The 16,177-nt window shown below is 56.7% G+C and carries 14 protein-coding genes and 2 pseudogenes; 11 read left to right on the top strand and 5 right to left on the bottom strand.

Going from position 1 to position 16,177, the window contains the following annotated elements; translation table 11 throughout:
* Positions 1-87 precede the first annotated feature (87 nt).
* A pseudogene (locus tag P3T43_RS19495) lies at positions 88-588 on the top strand (IS3 family transposase); the annotation flags it as partial.
* A gap of 402 nt (positions 589-990) precedes the next feature.
* Here the strand turns inward: P3T43_RS19495 and P3T43_RS19490 are convergent.
* From P3T43_RS19490 to P3T43_RS19480, 3 genes are read right to left on the bottom strand one after another with little or no spacing between them, the layout of a single operon-like run.
* Positions 991-2,430: an SEFIR domain-containing protein gene (locus P3T43_RS19490; RefSeq protein ID WP_429282664.1), complete on the bottom strand. Its 1,440-nt coding sequence runs from the start codon at positions 2,428-2,430 to the stop codon at positions 991-993.
* Positions 2,427-2,753: a hypothetical protein gene (locus tag P3T43_RS19485; protein WP_429282663.1), complete on the bottom strand. Its 327-nt coding sequence runs from the start codon at positions 2,751-2,753 to the stop codon at positions 2,427-2,429. The genes P3T43_RS19490 and P3T43_RS19485 overlap by 4 nt, the downstream gene beginning before the upstream one ends.
* Positions 2,746-3,138 carry a hypothetical protein gene (locus P3T43_RS19480; RefSeq protein WP_429282662.1) on the bottom strand — a complete coding sequence of 131 codons (393 nt, stop codon included), beginning with the start codon at positions 3,136-3,138 and terminating at the stop codon, positions 2,746-2,748. Before P3T43_RS19480 ends, P3T43_RS19485 begins: the two co-directional genes overlap by 8 nt.
* Before the next feature lie 152 nt (positions 3,139-3,290).
* Here P3T43_RS19480 and P3T43_RS19475 point away from each other — a divergent pair, with 152 nt between their 5' ends.
* Positions 3,291-3,833, top strand: a complete 543-nt coding sequence (locus P3T43_RS19475) for a hypothetical protein (RefSeq protein WP_429282661.1) — start codon at positions 3,291-3,293, stop codon at positions 3,831-3,833.
* A gap of 664 nt (positions 3,834-4,497) precedes the next feature.
* On the opposite strand, the gene P3T43_RS19470 is transcribed toward P3T43_RS19475, so the two are convergent.
* Complete coding sequence (locus tag P3T43_RS19470) at positions 4,498-5,331, bottom strand: hypothetical protein (protein WP_429282660.1); 834 nt, start codon at positions 5,329-5,331, stop codon at positions 4,498-4,500.
* Positions 5,332-5,542: 211 nt separating this feature from the next.
* On the opposite strand from P3T43_RS19470, the gene P3T43_RS19465 reads away from it, so the two are divergent.
* From P3T43_RS19465 to tnpC, 8 genes and pseudogenes are all read left to right on the top strand, one after another.
* Positions 5,543-5,779, top strand: a complete 237-nt coding sequence (locus P3T43_RS19465; RefSeq protein WP_429282659.1) for a hypothetical protein — start codon at positions 5,543-5,545, stop codon at positions 5,777-5,779.
* Between the two features lie 286 nt (positions 5,780-6,065).
* Positions 6,066-6,755, top strand: coding sequence for a hypothetical protein (locus P3T43_RS19460; protein ID WP_429282658.1), 690 nt, complete (start codon positions 6,066-6,068; stop codon positions 6,753-6,755).
* Between the two features lie 335 nt (positions 6,756-7,090).
* Positions 7,091-8,941: an integrase catalytic domain-containing protein gene (locus P3T43_RS19455; RefSeq protein WP_429282657.1), complete on the top strand. Its 1,851-nt coding sequence runs from the start codon at positions 7,091-7,093 to the stop codon at positions 8,939-8,941.
* 8 nt (positions 8,942-8,949) lie between these two features.
* Positions 8,950-9,930 (top strand): TniB family NTP-binding protein, encoded by a 981-nt coding sequence (locus P3T43_RS19450; RefSeq protein WP_429282656.1) that lies wholly within the window; start codon positions 8,950-8,952, stop codon positions 9,928-9,930.
* Positions 9,927-11,123, top strand: a complete 1,197-nt coding sequence (locus tag P3T43_RS19445; RefSeq protein WP_429282655.1) for a TniQ family protein — start codon at positions 9,927-9,929, stop codon at positions 11,121-11,123. Before P3T43_RS19450 ends, P3T43_RS19445 begins: the two co-directional genes overlap by 4 nt.
* Before the next feature lie 144 nt (positions 11,124-11,267).
* Positions 11,268-11,678 (top strand): IS66-like element accessory protein TnpA, encoded by a 411-nt coding sequence (tnpA, locus tag P3T43_RS19440; protein WP_429282678.1) that lies wholly within the window; start codon positions 11,268-11,270, stop codon positions 11,676-11,678.
* Positions 11,675-12,013 carry an IS66 family insertion sequence element accessory protein TnpB gene (gene tnpB / locus P3T43_RS19435; RefSeq protein ID WP_429282654.1) on the top strand — a complete coding sequence of 113 codons (339 nt, stop codon included), beginning with the start codon at positions 11,675-11,677 and terminating at the stop codon, positions 12,011-12,013. Before tnpA ends, tnpB begins: the two co-directional genes overlap by 4 nt.
* Before the next feature lie 63 nt (positions 12,014-12,076).
* A pseudogene (gene tnpC / locus P3T43_RS19430) lies at positions 12,077-13,638 on the top strand (IS66 family transposase).
* 494 nt (positions 13,639-14,132) lie between these two features.
* Here the strand turns inward: tnpC and P3T43_RS19425 are convergent.
* A complete protein-coding gene (locus P3T43_RS19425) occupies positions 14,133-14,468 on the bottom strand; it encodes a hypothetical protein (protein WP_429282653.1) in 336 nt (111 codons plus the stop codon).
* Positions 14,469-14,861: 393 nt separating this feature from the next.
* Here P3T43_RS19425 and P3T43_RS19420 point away from each other — a divergent pair, with 393 nt between their 5' ends.
* Positions 14,862-16,166, top strand: coding sequence for a hypothetical protein (locus P3T43_RS19420; protein ID WP_429282652.1), 1,305 nt, complete (start codon positions 14,862-14,864; stop codon positions 16,164-16,166).
* The last annotated feature ends 11 nt before the right edge of the window (positions 16,167-16,177 follow it).

The raw sequence follows: 16,177 nt of genomic DNA, 5'->3' as shown, positions 1-16,177 counted from the left end.
TTGAATGGAGAGCCGGATGCGCTGAGAGGTGCAAGTCCGGTTCGGGGAGGAGAGGCCGGGAGATAGCTCGACTACGCCCGGTCTCTTACTCCACTCTCGACATGGCAGGGCTGGCTGTACGTGGCGTTCGTAATCGACGTGTTCGCGCGTCGCATCGTTGGCTGGCGCGTCAGTTCGTCGATGACCACGGACTTCGTTCTTGATGCACTTGAACAGGCGTTGTATGCACGCCAACCGGGCGACGACGGGACCTTGATACATCACTCCGATAGGGGGTCTCAATATGTCAGCATTCGGTATAGCGAACGTTTGGCTGAGGCGAGAATAGAGCCGTCCGTCGGAAGCCGTGGCGACAGCTACGATAACGCGCTGGCTGAAACGATCAACGGCGTGTACAAGACGGAACTGATTCATCGGCTCGCCCCGTGGAAGACTCGGGAATCTGTCGAACTGGCAACCTTGGAATGGGTCGCCTGGTACAACCATTGTCGGCTGATGGAACCGCTCGGCTATATCCCGCCCGCTGAGGCTGAGGCAAACTACTACAGGCAACTCAGAAACGCCGTTGACCTGCCTGCATTAACTTAAACCAACCGGCCTCCACGATTCCCGGCGCGATTCAGATTGGTTGCGCCGGATCGAAAAGGTTCGGACCAGTGTGTCCTGACTCGTCCACATAGAAATGCATCATATCCCCTATTTGTTGTCCCAGTCCTCCACCGGTGCTCACCGACCGGACGCTGTGAGCATATGTAGCTGAAGACGTCGCACTTGAACTGGATTGGTTTTTGTTCGATCTGAATTTATCAGACGGTCCGCTGTCGACCGATTCTGTCCCACGACTGTAGCGTGGAAACGGGCGTTTGCGTTCTAATTTTTCGCCATGACCCTGCTGTCGAACGTGGACCAGAGTATGCAGGCAAGAGATTTCGGGTGGTGAATCACCCGATCTACCGCTGACTATACTCCGTACCGCAGTCACTGGGATCTCTATTCCTTTGTCGCCAGCTGTTCTGCTGCCGTCAGCCTGCCAAGCGGCAGGCGATGGAAACCGGACTTCGGCAATGCGTTCCCGCTCTCCATTTCCCTGATCCACTCGCGCATCTGATCGGCGGTATCAAATCCCAGCAGTACGCGCAGCTTGTGGAAGTATTTCTTCGAATTCGCGCGGGCGAAAACGGGCAACGCCGAATGACTCATGCCAAGGAAAACCGTTGTCAGCGGATACCACCAGCAGTCTGGCTTGCGTATGAAATACAGATAGAGAATGAGGTCGGCCTGCGCCAGCGATTCAAACTGAACCGCCCCAGACTTGCTGCGATCGCGTAGCAGGTCCGCCTGTACGGATCCCCTGCGCAGGTTCAACCTGCTGTTCCGGTATTCAAGCGATTTCAGCTGTCCGTCAATCGAACTTGACGCAACCATGGGTTCATTACCAAAGCGATGGTTTCGCCCCACGTAGAGGTCCGTTGCGATCAGGTATCGGGCCTGCCCGAACTGTTCGGCGTCGATAAAGATGGCCAGCGTGTGCAGGAAGAGCTCGTACGTGATGAAGACGAAATTGTCGAAATCCGTGTCCGTCCACTGCATGACGTCGGGAGCCGGAAAGTAGTACCGCAGGAGTGCCTCAAAAAACCGGTGGATTTCTTGAACGTTCTCGTCGCTCGGCTGATATCGCGCGACGGCCTGGATGACTGTCAGCAGTTCGTCCCGTGTCGGCAGGAAAGACTCGATGGACTGAACCACCTGGTCATCAAACTCCACTCCTTTCTCTTTGGCAATACGCAATCCTTCAAAATCCTCGGCAACGCTCGAAAGATAGTCCCCGACTGCGCCCGATGCAGTTGGCTTACCGTCGCGCAACTGCTCCAGCGCCCGCTTCATCGCCGACCGGTTGCCCACCCTTGCACCAGGCGTTTCCGACAGGAACGCCGGCTTCTTTCCCCTGGGCGGCTTGACGTGGACCGGCTGATCATAGACCCATCGAAGCAGTCGCTCGTATTCCTCCTCGTAGCGCCCGGCATCTGACAGGTCGATGTAAATTCGGCCTTTGTAATAGACGGGAACGAGTGCATGTCCTTCTGCATTCTTTTCCGTAATCACGGCAACGAACTTGTCCTGCGTCGTATTGCTATAGACTTCGCCCGTGATGATCTGCGTCTCGGTTCCCACGCCACTGGCGCGCCGGTTCGCCTTTTCCACGTACGCGGCATCACAAATCATGATGACTTTCGTGATCTCCGGGTCGGTCACCATCTGCTCCATGAATGCATGGGCGTCATGGCCTTCCCGCAAGGCCCATTTGTCAATGATCACGTCGACATCGTCTTCCGCCAGACGCTCAGCGAGGTCCATGACCCACTGTTCATGCATCGGCGTCGTCCAGCTATACGAGATAAAGAGCTTCGGCTGTGGTGTATCTGCTGTCATTGGATGCGTCTTCCTTGTTGCCCGGTGCGATCGTAAAGCGGCGTCGACCGGGAATCAACGCCCGGGTAACCGAAGTAGTTGGGTTTCACGACCAATTCGCATGTGCCGGCGACAGGGCCAGGGCGATAACGGTTCGGGTGGGCCAAGAGGGCGTCGGGCTTTTTGCGGATCATCCAGGCCAGGTCATACGTTCGGCGCGTGCGCGGGTTGCGCATCGCCGACGCGAAGAATTCAAGGAAGCGGATGTCGGCTCGCTCGCCAGCGTTGACCACCAGCACCGGTAAGGTGTCCGGCGACCGGACCGTGAGCGCGGCTTTACTCACGATCTTGCCCAGCCTTGGTCTGCCTAGCCTTCAGGGCAAGAGCCTGCGCCAAAAGTCGGTCGAATTCTTCCCGCGAGCTCGCTTCGATCTCTATGTCGCCAACCTTTATCCGCGCATTGCGACCGGCACGTCCTTGCAACCACGTCGTCACAGCAGCCGCAATCGCGGGGCCAACTATGGGCCCCAGCACTTGCGCAAACTCCACGACCGTCTGGATTTGTACGCTGTCCATCGTGAGCCGGGGACGCACGATCGTGCCGCCTTGCGACTCCGCGACGGCCAGGAATTCCTTGAGATCTCGTGCGTATTGACTGTCCTGTCCGGCAAAGGGGTCGTCGTTGACCGACGAACGCAGGACGATTTGAAGTTTTTCGGCCTCGGCCATGGCCTCTCCTATATATTTGATAGAGGACGTTATCAAAAATAAAGGAGAACGTCTTGCGCGTTGCGGTTGTTTCCCAAGAGCCCCGCTTGCCAAGACTCATCTCCAACGGTGTCTTTCAGCGCCGATCCAGAAAAAAGCGAAAACGGAACTGTATGAAATCAATCCTGTTTGGCGTCTTGCTTTATACCTCGGCTTTTTGCATGGCGTCTGCGCAGCCCGCTGTTCCCCAACAGAACCAGAATTCCCCAATAACGACATCTCCCCCCGACACCAAACAGGCATCACATCCCAGAGTCGGAATGAATCCCAGCGTGGAAACCTTACGGCTCCCGTCGATCGAAAAGGGGAAAACTGAAGCGGTCCAGCAGGAAGAAGATGTCAACGGCCGCTGGACCATGATCTTCACCGGAGCGACTGCTAGTGTTGCCCTCCTACAGATGCTGCTGTTCGTATGGCAGCTGAGCCTTATGCGGCGTTCAGTGAACGACTCAACGAAAGCCGCAAGCGCCGCTGAGCGCAGTGCCAAAGCAGCCGTCGCGATGGAGTTGCCTGTCATTCGCATGATTCCGCCTGAGGACTTGGTCGCAACGGACGTATTAATTGGTGGCGAGGAGCCCTATGGCGGAATCGTCAACGACGGGCCACCGACCCGGTTCTCCGCTATCGGCCGCTTTGAAGTTCAAAATCACGGGTGAACATCTGCGTTTCCAACCATCTTTTCCATTGGTTGGGCGGTTGCGGCGCAACTGCCAGAAACCCCAAGATATCAAAAAACAGTTCGTCTTAATCACGCGTCCGTAATCAAACCAAATGACAGTTATCACGTCGACCAGCATTACGGCATCGAAATAACCGAACAGGAAGTGGCCGCCACAGCCAACAAGACAGCATGGCTATGGGTGTACGGGTCCCTCACTTACCGGGATTTTCTCGACGATTTGCACGATTTCCGCTTTTGCTGGAGGCTTGCGCAACGCGACCCAGACGGAGAGATGTTCATGTTCGCCAGCGATGGTGAGCCACCGCTGAAATACATCACCGGTCTCGCAAGCCCCTCCAGCTAGACATAAAACCTTCTTGTCGCAGGCGCGCTGTTGGAGCCAAATTGAAATGTCCGCCTTCCGGCCGTGAAAACCTCGATCAAGCGGTGATAACCGGCCTTATCACGGCGTGCCGCCCCCGCCGCAGGGCGCGTTTGGAGGCGCACCGCCGGTGCTCCCGGAAACCCGCTAACGGGAAGAGGCCGGCAGCGAGGCGAACCGGTCGTCGACCCAGACCGGGACCCCGTCACCTTCCTTGTCTGGACGCGGGTCGTCGCGACGAGCGTGCCAAAGCTTTCCTTGCAATGCAGCAGGCCAGTTATTCTTCTATATCCCAGTTTACGCGCTTGTCGCCGGTCGGGTAGTCAGGGCCATCGAAAGAAAGGAATGCCAGAAAAGGGTCAATAATATAAAGGAACGTCTCGTCGGCCAGAGCAAGATCCTGTGTACGTATGATCAGGGCATGCAACGCCTGCATGCGTGCGCCGTTACACATCAATCGTGCTTCACACCAGAGTCCTACCAGCGCTTCAAACAGGGCAAATACGTCTGCCGCCGCCGTCCCGCGCGGATGCCATTTGATCGCACACGCAGCCAGAACCAGATCCTCAAGCGCTCTTGGTACTGCAGAGTCATCAATCCGGTAACGGCGCCACGAAACATGTTTGCCTTTGAGGGCAGGATCCGAATCGAAAAGCACCAATCGGACGAAAGGGTGTAGTTCGTAAAGCAGCTCCCTTAACCGGGCCAATGTCGTGGCGGGGTGCAGCATCTTCCAGAGCCGGTGTGTGAGCCACTTCTCCGCACGCGCACCCCGCGGGTCCGCGCTGATCGCCCCGACCAGGTCGAACCCCAATTTTCCGCGCGGACCTCGTGTCGGCGCTCGTTCTCCGGCGATGTAGCCACGCATCACGTTACTGGACATCTTGCGATCTTCTGACGATCCGAAAGAACTTTCTGGCGCGGAAAACTCAAGCGATACGGCGGAGGGTTTCTTCTGTAAGTGGTGGCATGTCGCATAGGCCCATGCCATGCCACGCAGCCCGTTTAGTCGCTCCAAGCGGCTTGTCTGGGTTTGAACGTCATAGTTCGCGGGCGTCAATATGCGCGGGATCAAATAATCGGACGGTTCGATACGAGGTGAATTTTCCATACGGGAAAGGTGGAAAAAAAAGTAATCATCGAGGTGATTTCATTACCGTCGCTGAGACATGACATGGTCGTCATTGGGCGTTAATCTGTATGTCACAGCGTTTTCGCCGACAATTTACCGGATCCCACAGGCTGGATGGCGAGGAATCGCAAACTTCGTTATTTTCAGATGTGTCCAAATGAACCGGAATTTTCGACAGACGACTGACGAGTTGGCTGAACTGGAAGCCAAGTTGGCGGGCCGGTATGGGCAACTGATGGGTTCGGCCGCACTGGCCGAAACATTGGGGTTCGCTTCGGTAAGCGCATTCCGGCAGGCATGCTGGAGCGGAAGAATTGGTATTCCAATGTTCAACGTGCCCGGACGCGCCGGTCGCTTTGCACTTACTCAGGATGTCGTGCAGTGGTTATGGGCGCTGCGCGAATCCGCGCCTGTCAAGACGAAATGAAACTTGTCTGTTCCCGGCCATGGCAGTTCGTCATGAACGAAGCACACAACATGGAGAACGTGAAATGAACGACCCGTGAAAGTTGCGGGCTGAAATGAATAAGCGGGAGCCCGGGTTGCAGCCCAAACTCCCGCCCGTAAAGCATCAAGTGTGGCACCTGATGCTTCCATTCTATCCAGCCCCATCCCATTGTCAACCGCAAACAGCGGGTTCGCTATAGACCCGCTGACTGCGCTCGCCATTCTATACGCCCCGGTGTTGAGCGCGGGGCGGTCAAGGGGAACTGATGAACATTCGCGAACAAATAAATCTGGCGCGGCACTCTGTTGTGTCCAGCGACGGCGTACTGCATGGACGCCGGAAAATTAAATTCGGCAGTCCGGCAGGTCGTTCGGCGCTTTTCTACAGCACTAAGAATGGTGCTTTTATTCCGGTACGGACACGACTGCAGTTTACATACTGCTTCTTCTTGGAGGCAGATCCGAATGTCTCGGCGTACCGAACTGCCGCGATTGAGATCGACCTGGGTGCCAGAAAGTTATTTCCGGATTTCCTGGTGTGGGATGCGGCTGGTCAACCTTTCGTGCGCTGCGTCATCCATTCGACGCGCGCTGCTAGTCCCTGTACGCTCAGCAATCACGCCCGGATGGCCCGCGCATTGTCTGCAGCCAACGTCGGCTTTGAACTGGTGACGGAAAAAGAACTGGGGCCTCGTTCAGCGACAGACTGGCTCAAACAGGCATACAACCGTGGCGGGAGCACGTTTACACGGGAGGTCACGCTGAGTTTTGCGCTCGATATGCTCGAACGTATCCCTGCGGAGGAACGTACCGTGAGCACAGTTCAGTCTTATCTTTACCGCGATAACCTTCCTTGCGGTTCACTCGAGGCTGCGCTCTTCCACGGTCGCCTTCGCATTAAGGACAACGGGCCCATCGTTCCCGACGCCCTCGTGGAGATGATCCGTGCGGACTAGCCATTACCACACCAACCGCAGCCCGATCGCAAAAAAAGTTGATCTCGGTCCGGAAGCAAAGTCTGACGTCAAATTGGCGGTTCGGTACGTCGTGTCGGACGACCCGCGTCAGCATGTGTATGCCGTTCGGCTGCTTACCACCAAGGACTGCTACAGCGGCGCAACTACCGGCGTAAGCGCAATCCTTGATCCGGTAGGAGCGAATCATGAGTGAGCCTTTACGTCAACGCGTAGTAGTCGGATCTCGGTTCTACCTGAATGGCTCAAAGTGCGAGGTAGCGTTTGTCGACGTGCATAGAGTCCGGTTTGCCGCATGCGACGGCGGCCGGCCACGAATGCTACCACTTGCGACATTCTGGCAAATGGTCGACGAGAACGTAATCCATCTTCTTTCTCAAGACGGGGCGACACCTGCGCAGGAGGACGTGGCGTTCGCAACGCTCAGCGAGCGCAGACGGAACGAGGTGCATCGCAGATACCAATATGTGCATGCAGTCGTGAAGTCCGGACCACATCCGTTCGCGGGACCGAACCTCAAGGCCGCAATTGACGAGGCCTACATGATCGAGGAAGCGGCGTGGAGAGAACAGAAACGGGACACACCTAGGCCATGCAAGCCGTCCATGTCAACGGTTGCCCGGTGGACCAAGCGTTATATCGAATCCTGCGGCAGTCTGACTGCCCTTGCATCTCAGACGCACCGGCGCGGTCCTAAAAAAAAACGATTTCCGATAGAAACGGAGGCACTAATTGCAAAGCGAATTCACGAAGATTATCTGGCCAGTCCACCGATATCCGCGGTTCAGCTCTATTGCAATATCGCAGGGTCTATTGTGTCAGATCCAACGTTCTCTCCCGAGGGCGGCGACGAAATTCCAAGTGAGCGCACCATTCAGCGACGTGTCGCCGAAATCGACCCGTATCTGAGTACGCTAAAGCGCCATGGTCGCCGGCGTGCCGAAAGGCTTGCCAGGCCTGCTGGCACGCGACTCACTGCCAGCAGGCCCATGGAGTGGGTGTTGTTGGACGGACAACGAATGGATGTGGAGGTCATTGATGGCGACACCGGAGAGTCCCTCGGACGTCCCTATCTGGTCACGTTGCTGGATGTCTGCACGCGCACACTGGCCGGCTATTTCATTAGCTTGTTACCATTCTGTTCGACGACGGCCCTTGCAGCAATCAAAGACATGCTTACCCGGGATCCCACGCGGGAACCCGGTGGTAGAGCCGAAAAGATTACGCCCGACAATGGACGCGATCTTGTTTCTGCCGCGATCACCAATCTTCTCGCGAAGGTTCACATTCATTTCGAACCAACTGAGGTGATGGACCCGAATGGAAAAGCCATCCTTGAGCGGTTTTATTCCACGGTCAACACTCAGTTTTCGCATATGTTGCATGGAACTACGTTTTCGTCGCCCACCGCGAGGGGCGATTACGCTTCCAAAGATAACGCGAGATACACAATTGAATTTGTACGCGAGAAATTCAGACAATGGGTCGACACGATATATCACAAAGGAATTCATGGCGAGACTCATCGCGCACCGATCCTGGATTGGCGCGACCGGGCGTCTGCGTTCCCCATACCTCATTATTCTGTAAGCGATATTGACGCGATCGCACGGGTCGGTCATCGACGGACGATTTCAAAAGGTCGGGTAACTGTCGACTATTTGCATTGGAAATCGGCCGCCCTGGCTGCGCTGGAGCAGTCCGGAATCCGGGATGTGATGGTGCTCGTTGATGAGCTCGCACTGGCGCATGCTTATGTGCATCCCATGGGTAAGCCTGAGAAATTGGTGCTCGCGGACCCAGTGTGGCCGGACTACATGGTTGGCCTCACCGCGTACGAGCACGAAAAAGTAAAGAAGTCACTTCAGGAACAGGAAAAAAAAGATCTCCGCGAGATTGGCGAGTACCAGTGGGAACTTTCGCGATGGCAACTCTATCAGGAAACGCATGGAGCCGCCGCCAAAGCGGCCATTCGGCGAGTTAAAGCATTGAAACGAAGTGTCTGTTCAAGTGGCCGTGACGATAACGGATCCATTAGCTTAAATGATCAGGCTCCCACTGTGCAATCAGAAGATAAAGCCGGTTCGGAAGCTAGCTTGCCACCAAGCGGAGAAAAAATTCAAAGTGTGACTGAAAGACGGTCCACATTTGATTCTTATGAAATGTGAGGATAACCATGCCTTCTTTTTTCGATGACGATGTATTGGAGAGCACGGTTTCTGAGCGTATCAACAGAATCGATTCTATAGTGATAGCTCATGATGCTCTTCAATTAAGCATTCAAGGTATCAAGCGATGCATCGCATGGTCGGAAACCGCGAAGGAGCCCGCCAGCGCAATTCTTACAGGACACGGTGGCGTCGGGAAAACAACTGTTCGTGACACTATCCTTCGCATATACAGATCTTATGAAGTGGCTAAGTCCGACAAAAGCGTTCGAATTGTTCCGGCTTACGGTGCTTCAATACCGTCGCCAACGACTCTCAGATCTACGATAACGGATCTTCTCAAGGGACTCGGGGATCCTTTCCCGGAACGCGGATCAGCGTATGCGGCAACGGAAAGACTGGTCAAGCTGCTCGGAGAATGTGAGACGAAGATCATTCTGCTTGACGAATTTCACCATCTTTCGACGTTAGGGCAGGAGAAGACGCAGAAAGAAATTTGCAAGTGGCTTAAGACATTGATTAATAAATCGAAAGTCATGGTCTGCTTGATCGGCGAAAAGGATTGTTTCCGATTAGTAAGTAGGGAAGAGGAGCTGTCGAGACGGTTTGCGCGGAAGTTTCAGTTGTCCAATTTGAACGCCGGGACCCGCGATGATGAGGGCCCTCTTTGCGCTTATCTTCGTACACTGTCATCACGGTCCAAGCAGCTACTGGGTCTGAAGGAATTGCTATCCTTCGACGATTTTATTGATGTGCTGCGGGTAGAGTTGGCGACTAGAGGAAATCCATCATTCATTTCAATTCTTTTTAAAGAGGCAATATTTTCAGCTTTATACGCAGAGCGTGAGGAGGTCGCTCGAAAAGATTTCGCTTTGGCTTTCGATTTGGGCATAACAGATGCCGTATCTCTCATCGAGAAAAATCCGTTTTTGATGTCCGACGATGAAGTATTACGAGCAATCCTACCTGCAAGGAAAAAGAAAAAATGAGCGATCGTCATCTGCTAGTGCGACCAATTCCCTATTCCGACGAAGCCCCGATAGGCGTCTTGCTTCGGGCCGCTTATATCAACGGATGGGCAACGACATCAGATCTGCTAAAGGCGTATCGGATAGATCCTAATCGCGCAATTCATATAGACTCTCTCCGTCTCCAGAAAATTTTTGACTTACTCGGAATTGCTCACTCTGCAAAAGAACTTGTTTTTTCACCGGGGGACGCACGAGGAAATTTTCGACTAGGGAGCGGAATATCGCTCCCAAATAGTCAGCTCAGAACTAGCATAGTGCCCGTTTGCGTTCTGTGCCTTCAGGAAAGAGGGTATATCAGGCAATGGTGGTGCCTGCGGTTAATCTGCTGTTGCGGTGTCCACAAATGCTCGTTGGTGTTTGTTTGCCCCGACTGCCAGTCACTCTTAAACGCTGAGCGGCCTGGGCCGTGTTTGTGTGCATGCGGTCGTGATTTGCGTTCCGTTGAGTCTACGCCAGCGGCTGATGGTTGTTTATATATGCACGAGGCGCTCCGACGCGGCTATCACCAGAAGATCAAGGCCATCGGAGAGCTATTTTTGCTGCTAGAGGAAGCGGACATTACTCGAAATGCTCAAGATATTCATTGGTGCGATGCTGCGGTCGCGTTACACCGCGATGAGGCGCGTAGCGTGAAAATGCTGGTGGAGCTAGTTCGCCGTAGTTCGCAGCGCGAGCATCCTCGCCTGACGCTAGGCGGATTCCTCGTGCGTACGGATCACGTACGTCAGCGTGCGCTGCAAGCGCTTGCGCAGCTGACAGGACTGAGCACAGGTCCGCCCACGGTCTTCGATTCCCCGAGCGGCGTAGTCTCGTGGCATATGACAAAGGCGGTCTTGGGTCTTCCATGTGATAGCCAACTTAATGCGATTTGGAGGTGCTGTCTTATCCGCCATTCAAGCGAGAAGAATCGCCATACATTTACGCGTGCCAGCCTCAATGCGTTTCTGTGGACCCTTTCGGATCTGCATAGCCGAAAACATCGCTCCGGCGTGGAGGTGTCCCCGAACGATTCTGCTTCATTGCATACGCTCGGCCAACACATTTTGGAAACATTGGCACGAGCGGGAGTTCATGCACATTTTGACTTGGTCTTCGGGTTCTCTCGCGCCCCTGTCAAGCGAATGTCTGGAAACCTCTGGGTACGATCGTAGGTCTGCGACGGCACAAGTCACAGATTTACTCAAAACGCGATACCCGAAGCTTCCTCGCCGGTCGAATTTCCGCTACCCCGCATCAGTGGAAAGTAAGCGGCCAGCAAACCCATCTTGAATCTGGCTGCGGCGCTTGGGAGTATCGTGTCCACTACACGAATAAGCGGACACGTGAACACTATAGAATCGGAATCACTCCCAGAGCGTCGTCGGCGGCAACGCTATAGCGAGGAGTTCAAGGCCCAGGTGGTAGCGGCCTGCCAGGGAATCGGCGTATCGGTTGCGGCAGTTGCACTGGAACACAGGCTCAATGCGAATCTGCTTCGGCGCTGGATCGATCAGGCAGAAGGTCGACTTCCCAGGAGGCCGTTGGGCCGCCCACCTGCCACGCCACCGTCGCTGCCAGCCTTTGTGCCAGTACCATTGGGAACACCGGATACGCACTCGTCCGAGATCCGCATTGAGGTTCGCCGTGGAGGTCAGTCGATAACGGTTAGCTGGCCGACATCAGAGGCAGCACAGTGCGCCGCCTGGCTGCGCGAGTGGCTTGCGTGATCCGCATTGATGAGGTGTGGCTGGCAGTCGACCCGCTGGATATGCGGGCCGGCTTCGATACGGCTTTGGCGCGGGTGGTCAAGGTGTTCGGCGCTGCGCATCCCTACCATGCCTACCTGTTCTCCAACCGGCGAGCCAACCGCCTGAAGGTACTGGTTCACGACGGAATCGGTATCTGGCTGGCAGCGCGACGGTTGAACGAGGGACAGTTCGTCTGGCCTCACGCTGGCAGCGAACCGAAGCAACACGCACTCACGCAGGAGCAGCTCGCGGGTCTGGTAATCGGTTTGCCGTGGCAGCGCATCGGCCCGAACGGTGTGATCCGCGTCGTATAAGGCCAACAGGGACGTAAACTGTTGCGCTTCCACGGTGCCAGGGGTTCTGGCAGACTGGTTTGCATGAACCTGCCCGCCGACCTCAACGCCCTCAGCCCGGAACAGTTGCGCACGCTCGCCGCGCAGCTGATTGCCCAGGTGCAGGAGAGAGACCGGGAAATCGAAGAGAAGGCGCGGGAGGTCAAGGAGAACGAACGCGAGCTGCGTTACCGGCAGACCCGTATCGAGCAGTTGAGCCACGAGATCGCCATCCTCAGGCGCCAGCAGTTTGGCCGGCGCAGCGAACAGCTCAGCAGCGAGCAGATGAACCTGCTGGACGAAGCCGTCGACGCCGATCTGGCCGCCATCGAACTGGAGCTCGAGCAGCTTCAGCCACAAGCAGCAGCCGACCCGTCACCCCGGCAACCGAAGCGCGCATCGCTGCCGGCGCAACTGCCGCGCACGGAGATCCACCACGAGCCGGACAGCACCGTGTGTCAGTGTGGCTGCGAGCGCGTGCGCATCGGTGAGGACATCAGCGAGAAGCTGGACTACACGCCGGGCGTGTTCACGGTAGAGCGGCATATCCGTGGCAAGTGGGTCTGCAAGAAGTGCGAAACGCTGGTTCAGGCGTCGGTGCCCGCACATGTCATCGACAAGGGCATCCCGACCACGGGGCTGCTGGCCTCGGTGCTGGTTGCCAAGTACGCTGACCACCTTCCCCTGTATCGTCAGGAACAGATCTTTGCGCGGGCGGGTCTGGCGATACCGCGCTCGACACTGGGTGCCTGGGTCGGCGCGTGCGGCGCACAGTTGCAGCCACTGGTCGATGCCCTCCATCAGGAACTCTTGCAGCAGGGTGTGCTGCATGCGGATGAGACACCGGTACAGATGCTTAGTCCAGGTAAAGGGAAGACACACCGGGCGTACCTGTGGGCGTATACGCCCACGCACTTCAGTGATCTGCGCGCTGTGGTCTACGACTTCGCAGACAGCCGCGCAGGCGAGCATGCCCGCACGTTCCTCGCCAACTGGCAGGGCAAGCTGGTGTGCGACGACTATGGCGGATACAAGGCCGGATTCCAGCAGGGCATCACTGAAATCGGATGTGCTGCGCACGCACGGCGCAAGTTCTTCGACCTGCATGCCAATCACAGCAGCCACGTCGCTGGACAGGCCATGCCGTTCTTCGCTGCGCTTTACGATATCGAGCGCGACACTGCAGTGCTGGATGCCGAAGAGCGGCGCAAACTTCGGCAGAGCCGGGCCAAACCGGTGTGTGACGCACTTTATGAATGGATGGTGGCGCAGCGTAAGCTGGTTTCGGAAGGTTCAGCGATTGCAAAAGCGCTTGATTACAGTCTCAAGCGTTGGGAGGCGCTCACGCGTTATCTCGACGACGGGCACGTGCCTATAGACAACAACCTGTGTCATGCCGCTAGCGGCATGAATGACGTTATGCCGGCTCACTACGCGCAGGCCAGCGCGCTGCCTCCATCATGAGCCTCATAAGGTCGGCACAGCTTAACGGCCACGACCCGCACGCCTACCTGAAGGACATCCTCACGCGATTGCCGACCCACAAGGCCAGCGACATCTCTGCATTGCTGCCGCATCGCTGGCAACCAACCGTGACCGTCGATTAGCGTACCTCGTCAAGGCGCGCTCCCCAGCCGCTTACAGTGGAAATCAGACCGCATAAGATCAATAAAATGGGGTCGCAAGATAATTCATAATCTCATTTATTGCTGCGCAAATACTGCAAAATCTCAAGTATCGACGTTTCCGATCTCACCAATGCTGTCGGTTGCGAGCGCAAGTCTTTGATTTTCGCGCCCGATGGGATCAAGTTTGCTGTCGTCTCACGGGCGCCTGATAGCGCCCGGATTGGCAGAACCGCCTTTTCATTCCTGAATAATCACCTTGGCTAATACAATGCCGACATATGCACAAAGGCCGCTAATAAAAACCCGTTATGCCCATTGACGAGTAGTGGACGATGAGAGGGTGCACGCAAAACATGGCGCAAAAGATGAAGGCGAAAGTGAAGATCCATCGTTTGAATTGGAGTGGGGTTTCACGCATGGCACGCCTCCACGAAGGAAACACTGACCGATCGGGTGAGAACGATTACAGCAATTCAGTTCGCCGATTTTGCCGATGACGCAGCCGACACCATGCGCTGAAACTCCGGATCGGATTTGAGAGCCTGCCGCGCCGTGGTGATTAATATTCCCTTGCGCTCCCATTGGTCGTCACGCACGACACAACGGGGCAATAGACCGACGTAAATTGACCGGATCGCTTCTGAGTCGTGCACGGCTGTATCTTGCGCGATTTGCTGCTTTTCCTCGTGAGTCAATTGATTCGTTAGACAGTCCACGAGTTGGCGATCATTTGCTGCCTGCTCGTCACCAAAATCTTCGGTGCGCGAAATAACGAATACCCCGACCAGTAGCAGGAGACCCAATCCCACCACAACGCTTCGATTTATTTTCAATTTTCCCCCCGGTAGTGGCTCTCTGGCCTGAGCGCGTATCGTAACCCACTGTAAGTATTTGGGCAGGTAATCGGCGTGGTCTTATGCCTCTATACGCTGTCGCGAGAAAACTACGACGGCATGACGAACGTCACGCGTTGGACGTGTGAAATAGCCGTTGGAGCAGGCAATATTTTCCGGACCGACACCGTCGCGAGGCCTATCGTTGTTCGGTTTAGCGTCTTTCGCCTGGGTTATACCCGGAGACATTATCCTGGGCCGTTCAGGACGTGCTAAAAATAGCCGATATCACGGATGCGCGACTAAAAGTCCGGTCCGGAGATTGGAGAATCCCACGCGGCCTGTCGCACGGAATTCCGAGGTGAAAGTATGGAAAAAAAAGTGCTCGTCGCGGTGGCCACCGCGCTGATGTCTTCTGTGGGTGCGCTGCATCCCGACTCTGCCCATGCCGCTGACGCCGCAGAGGCGGCCTACCAGGATTCGACCGTCGACGCTTCGCTCGATCCCGGCGAAGCACGCGTCTCCGCCGATGCCGATAATCAGGCGCGCCTGAAAGATCTGCGCTATGCGTATTTCATCGGCTACAACGCGCGCGCCAGGGAAGATTCGAAATCCTACGCGACCCTGGGTGACGAGGTGAAGCATCCGCAGAAGCCGCTTGCCGCGGCGGCTGCGCCTGCATCGCCCGCCACGCCCAAGCCGGTTGTCGAGCGGGTTGCGCCGCCCAGGCGGGTGGTCGCGCAAGCCGCGCCGCCGAGGCAAGTCGCTGCGCTGGCCGCGCCGACGAAGCAGGTATCCGCGCCGGTCGCATCGTCGAAGCGGGTTGCTGTTGCGCGCGCCGCGCCATCCAGACAGGTCGTCGCACAGGCCGAGCCCGTGCCGCCGAGGCATGTTGCCGCGCCAGTCGCGCCTGTGCCGCAGAAGCATGTTTATGCACAAGTCGAGTCCGTACCGCTGAAGCGGGTCGCTGCGCCGGCCGCACCATTGAAGCAGGCGTCGGTGCAGATCGCGCCGCCGAAGCGGGTTGAGGCGCAACCGGTGCCCCTGAAACAGGCTTCGACGCGCACCCCGCCGCCCAAGCTGTTTGCCGCCGAGTCCGAACCGCCCATCCTCATTCCGACGCAAGCCGTGACGGCGTTGCCGGAAGCAAAGTCGGACAATGACGACGACGCGCAGGTGAGACCAAGCCGCGATTCGCGGAGCGCTCAGCGGGCAGTGCCGCAGTACCGGCAGGCCGATGAGGAACAGCAAGACGCAGCGGACTCTGGTACTCAGGCGGCTCCAGCCACTCGAGCAGCGCAGAGCGCGCAACCTTGGGAAAATCCGAATCGGCAACCTCAGCAATATGCGGCAGCACGGGCCTATAACCAGGAGCCTGCAGGGTCGCAGGAGTCGGACCGGTACGCCGGGCGGGAATACACGCCGCCGCCCCCGCCGCCTCGTACCATTCAGGCCAATCAGTACGCGCCCGCGCAGTACCAGCCGGTCTACGCGCAGTCCGGCTACGTGCCTCGACCGCCTGCTCAGGCTACGACGCAGCAGGTCGTCATCGTGGCCCGGCCGCCTGCCTATCCGGTAGATGACCAGAGGTACACGCCGCCTGAACTGCGGCGACCGTACCCTGCCGGTTACGGCAATTCGGCACAACCGGCCGGGTATCAGGGATGGGAGTAGGCGGCGTTACC

Source organism: Paraburkholderia sp. GAS41 (assembly GCF_050436545.1).
GTDB lineage: Bacteria > Pseudomonadota > Gammaproteobacteria > Burkholderiales > Burkholderiaceae > Paraburkholderia.
Note: the sequence above shows the minus strand (reverse complement) of the source record. Positions and strands in the feature narration are given on the sequence as shown.